A 4,553-nucleotide genomic window follows, 5' to 3' on the forward strand; every position below is an offset into this window, starting at 1 on the left:
ATACGCTCGTTTTGGCAAGGTCTCTTCGGAGCCGCCAAGCAAAGCGCCTTCATGACTCTTTTTGATGCTGCTCCAACGGCTGTGTCCGCTGTTGACTTCTGCAGTTGTTTTTTGCAGCAGCTGAGATAAATCTACAGGGCCGAACAAGTCACAGCACGCCTGAATATCAGAGGAGTATTTACTCCATTCCTCGGATTCTCCCAAATCGTTATTCATGGCGGCCATGGAGGCGAGATACCCGCCTGCTGAGCGGCCAATCATACCGATGCGATTGGGATCAATGTGATATTGCTCTGCATGGGCGCGAAGGAATCGCACGGCTGTCTTGACATCAATGAGCTGCGCGGGATAATGCGCCTGTGCGCTGCTGCGATAGTACATGGATACGAGCGCAAAGCCGCGTTCTGCGAGAAACTGCATTTCTGCAATGCTTTGATTTTTGTCTGTGCCGCGCCATGCACCGCCGGGTACCCAGATGATGGCGGGAAGCGGCTCGGCTGGAGCGTCTGTGGTCAGTCCGGAAGCCAGACGCATTTCCTGATTACCGTAGTGCAGCAGGATAGATAATTTCAGCTCTAATATTGAACCATCCGGCTGCTTGGCATGAGAATATACGATATTATCCAGCAATGTAAGCGTGCTGCGCTGGATACGCGGATGAATGACGGTTTTCATATAATATAAACTTCCTTCTTTTGGGTTCGGTATCTATCATAATATGATGCTGCTCGCTTGTCAAAGAAAAGATTCCCTTGAAAAATATGATGATTATCGGTAAAATAAAACAAGAAGCTGTAACAAAGGGAGGAATGACATGGAAATCCTAGATGTATATGATATACACCGCGTGCCGACGGGACGTACCTTTGTGCGCGGTACCAAACCGGAAAATGGATATTATCTGGTGGCACAAGTGATTGTCTTTAATACCAAGGGTCAGATGCTCATTCAGCAGCGACAGGCAAATAAGGTTGGCTGGCCGAACCGATGGGATGTATCCGCAGGCGGCAGTGTGCAGGCGGGAGAGACAAGCCAGCAGGCGGCGCAGCGGGAGTTAAAAGAAGAACTGGGGTTATCCGTCGATTTTACCGGCGTCCGTCCGCATGTGTGCTCGACGTTTGCTGAGGGCTTTACCGATGTCTACATCGTCAATCGCGATGTCAGTATATCCCAGCTCACGCTGCAAACAGAAGAAGTGCAGGCTGTCCGCTGGGCGGACAGAGAAGACGTCCTTCAAATGATTGAAAAAGGAGAATTTATCCCATATTATGCGGGCTGGATTGCGTATTTGTTTGATACCCATGAACAGTATGGCAGCTTTCGGCGCGCAGGGTATTGACAGGAAAAAATACCCTTTTCCTAATATCATATAAAATTTATAGGAATTTAGGAAAAAGGGCTTGACACACAACAGCAAACATGCTATTCTATACTCAGTTAAACGAAAAGCCTACTTACACAGTAGGTTTTATGGGAAAGAGGAGGAGCGACATGAAACATCGTATCTTCATCACGAAAGAATACACCTTCTATGGACGAATGTGTTGCTGTTGAAGATTTTTTAATACACAGAAAGAATATCAACACATTGAACAACATCGTCTACAAGATAAGGAGAATATACAATGAGCGAGAAGAAATTCCATTTTGAAACCTTACAGCTGCACGTTGGTCAGGAACAGGCTGACCCGGCTACCGATGCACGTGCCGTGCCGATTTACCAGACCACTTCTTACGTGTTCCATAACAGCGATCACGCAGCTGCACGTTTTGGCCTGTCCGATGCAGGTAACATCTATGGTCGTCTGACTAACCCGACTGAGAATGTTTTTGAGAAGCGTATGGCAGCTCTGGAAGGCGGCTCTTCCGCACTGGCAGTTGCTTCCGGTGCAGCAGCTCTGACCTATACTTTTAAGACTCTGGCTCATCAGGGCGACAACATCGTAGCTGCTAAGACCATTTACGGCGGCACCTATAACTATCTGGAGCACACCCTGCCGAAGGACGGCGTAACCACCAAGTTCGTTGATCCGGATGACATTGAGAACTTCAAGAATGCCATTGATGAGAACACCAAGGCAGTATTCTTTGAGACACTGGGCAACCCGAACTGTAACCTGATCGACATTCAGGCTGTTGCAGACATTGCACATGCACAGGGCGTTCCGGTTGTTATCGACTCTACCTTTGCTACTCCGTATCTGCTTCGTCCGTTCGAGTACGGCGCAGACATCGTGGTTCATTCCGCTACCAAGTTCATCGGCGGCCATGGCACCACGCTGGGTGGCGTTATCGTAGAGAGCGGCAAGTTTGACTGGAAGGCTTCCGGCAGATTCGCAGATCTGGTTGATCCGGATCCGTCTTACCACGGCATCAGCTTCGTAGATGCCTGCGGACCGGCAGCGTTCACCACCAAGATTCGTGCTATCCTGCTGCGCGATACCGGTGCTACCATCTCTCCGTTCAACGCATTCCTGCTGCTTCAGGGTCTGGAAACTCTGTCCCTGCGCGTAGAGCGTCACGTAGAGAACACCAAGAAGGTTCTGGAGTACCTCCAGAAGCAGCCGCTGGTTGAGTCCATCAACCATGCATCCCTGGATCCGAAGTATCAGGATCTGTACAACAAGTATTTCCCGAACGGTGCAGGCTCCATCTTCACCTTCAACATCAAGGGCGGCGAGAAGGAAGCAAAGAAGTTCATCGACTCTCTGAAGATCTTCTCCATTCTGGCAAACGTTGCAGACGTAAAGTCTCTGGTTATCCATCCGGCAACCACCACACACAGCCAGTGCACCGCTGAAGAGCTGGAAGAGCAGGGTATCCACCCGAACACCATCCGTCTGTCCATTGGCACAGAGCACGCAGATGACATCATCTGGGATCTGGATCAGGCATTTGAAGCTGTCAAGGCTGACGCATAAGTTTAGAACGACTATCGAAGGATATAGAACAGCTGTCGGGACCTAGCCGCCCCGACAGCTCATAAAAAATGAAAAGAGGCATTTTTATTATGGCTATCAAGCAGAGCATTACAGAACTGATTGGCAACACTCCGTTGCTGGAGCTTGTAAATTTTGAAAAAGCAAATAACCTGAACGCAAAGATCGTTGCAAAGCTGGAGTACTTCAATCCGGCTGGAAGCGTCAAGGATCGTGTTGCAAACGCAATGATCGCTGACGCAGAGGAAAAGGGCATTCTGAAGCCGGGCGCAACAATCATTGAGCCGACGTCTGGCAATACAGGTATCGGTCTGGCTGCTGTTGGTTCCGCCAAGGGCTACCATGTTATTCTGACCATGCCGGAAACCATGTCCATTGAGCGCCGCAAGCTGGTTGCAGCATATGGTGCAGAAGTGGTTCTGACCTCTGGTTCCGCTGGCATGAAGGGTGCTATCGCAAAGGCTGAAGAGCTGGAGAAGTCCATTGAGAACGCTGTTATTCTGGGTCAGTTCGTCAATCCGGCAAACCCGAAGATTCATTACGATACCACTGGTCCGGAAATCTGGGAGCAGTCTGAGGGCAAGGTTGACATCTTTGTTGCTGGCGTTGGCACTGGCGGTACCGTTTCCGGTACTGGCGAGTACCTGAAGGCACAGAACCCGAATATCAAGGTTGTCGCTGTTGAGCCGGCTACCTCTCCGGTACTGTCTGAAGGCAAGGCTGGCCCGCATAAGATTCAGGGCATCGGCGCAGGCTTCGTTCCGGATACGCTGGACACCAAGGTATATGACGAAGTATTCCCAGTACCGAATGAGGCTGCTTTTGAAGTAGGCCGTGAGATCGCACGCCGCGAAGGCATTCTGGTTGGTATTTCTTCCGGTGCAGCTGTTTACGCTGCTGCTGAACTGGCAAAGCGTCCGGAGAATGCAGGCAAGACCATCGTAGCACTCCTGCCGGATACCGGTGAGAGATACCTGTCTACCGCACTGTTTGCAGACTAATTTTTATCGAACAAAATAGCAAAACAAAGGGCAGAATGATTGGGAGACCATCGTTCTGCCCTATTTTGTATATGACACAACAATCGAAAATCGACTTTCCACAACAGCTGTGATATAATGAACCCATTGCAGCAGAAGGGAGGAGCCAAAAAATGGGCTTATTAGAAGAAAAACAGAAGAAATGTATTTGCGTCGGTCTGTTGGCGCATGTTGATGCGGGAAAGACGACTCTTTCCGAAGCTATGCTGTATCGAAGCGGAAATTTGAAAAAATTAGGGCGTGTCGATCATCAAGACGCCTTTTTAGATACCTATCATTTGGAGCGCGAACGTGGCATTACCATTTTCTCCAAACAGGCGATTTTAGAGCGAGAACATATAAGAATGATGTTGCTGGACACACCGGGACATGTGGATTTTTCTACAGAAATGGAGCGCACGTTGCAAGTGCTGGACTATGCTATTTTAGTTATCAGCGGCAGCGCAGGCGTGCAGGGACACACGGAGACCTTGTGGAAGTTGTTGGAGCAGTATCACATTCCGACGTTTGTGTTTATCAATAAAATGGATTTGGATACAGCTGATCGAGATACAGTATTTACACAGCTCAAAAG

The 4,553-nt window shown here is 49.3% G+C and carries 5 protein-coding genes; 4 read left to right on the forward strand and 1 reads right to left on the reverse strand.

The features are described from left to right. On the reverse strand, nucleotides 1–675 hold a 675-nt coding region (locus tag ACR0P9_RS08140; RefSeq protein ID WP_432619065.1), incomplete at its 3' end, for an alpha/beta hydrolase fold domain-containing protein. A 139-nt stretch (nucleotides 676–814) separates the two neighbouring features. Here ACR0P9_RS08140 and ACR0P9_RS08145 point away from each other — a divergent pair. From ACR0P9_RS08145 to ACR0P9_RS08160, 4 genes are all read left to right on the forward strand, one after another. Next, complete coding sequence (locus ACR0P9_RS08145; RefSeq protein WP_432619067.1) at nucleotides 815–1,339, forward strand: NUDIX hydrolase; 525 nt, start codon at nucleotides 815–817, stop codon at nucleotides 1,337–1,339. A 286-nt stretch (nucleotides 1,340–1,625) separates the two neighbouring features. Further along, on the forward strand, nucleotides 1,626–2,921 hold the full coding sequence (locus ACR0P9_RS08150) for an O-acetylhomoserine aminocarboxypropyltransferase/cysteine synthase family protein (RefSeq protein ID WP_432619069.1): 1,296 nt from the start codon (nucleotides 1,626–1,628) through the stop codon (nucleotides 2,919–2,921). Nucleotides 2,922–3,010: 89 nt separating this feature from the next. Next, nucleotides 3,011–3,940: a cysteine synthase A gene (gene cysK / locus ACR0P9_RS08155; RefSeq protein WP_432619071.1), complete on the forward strand. Its 930-nt coding sequence runs from the start codon at nucleotides 3,011–3,013 to the stop codon at nucleotides 3,938–3,940. A gap of 152 nt (nucleotides 3,941–4,092) precedes the next feature. Further along, a partial coding sequence (locus ACR0P9_RS08160) for a GTP-binding protein (protein WP_432619073.1) occupies nucleotides 4,093–4,553 on the forward strand: 461 nt, incomplete at its 3' end.

Source organism: Butyricicoccus sp., assembly GCF_050872565.1.
Taxonomy (GTDB): Bacteria; Bacillota; Clostridia; order Oscillospirales; family Butyricicoccaceae; genus Butyricicoccus_A.

Excerpts from the sequence above, each read along its gene's own strand:
- ACR0P9_RS08145 (WP_432619067.1), top strand. The coding sequence starts at position 815 with ATGGAAATCCTAGATGTATATGATATACACCGCGTGCCGACGGGACGT.
- ACR0P9_RS08150 (WP_432619069.1), top strand. The coding sequence starts at position 1,626 with ATGAGCGAGAAGAAATTCCATTTTGAAACCTTACAGCTGCACGTTGGT.
- cysK (WP_432619071.1), top strand. The coding sequence starts at position 3,011 with ATGGCTATCAAGCAGAGCATTACAGAACTGATTGGCAACACTCCGTTG.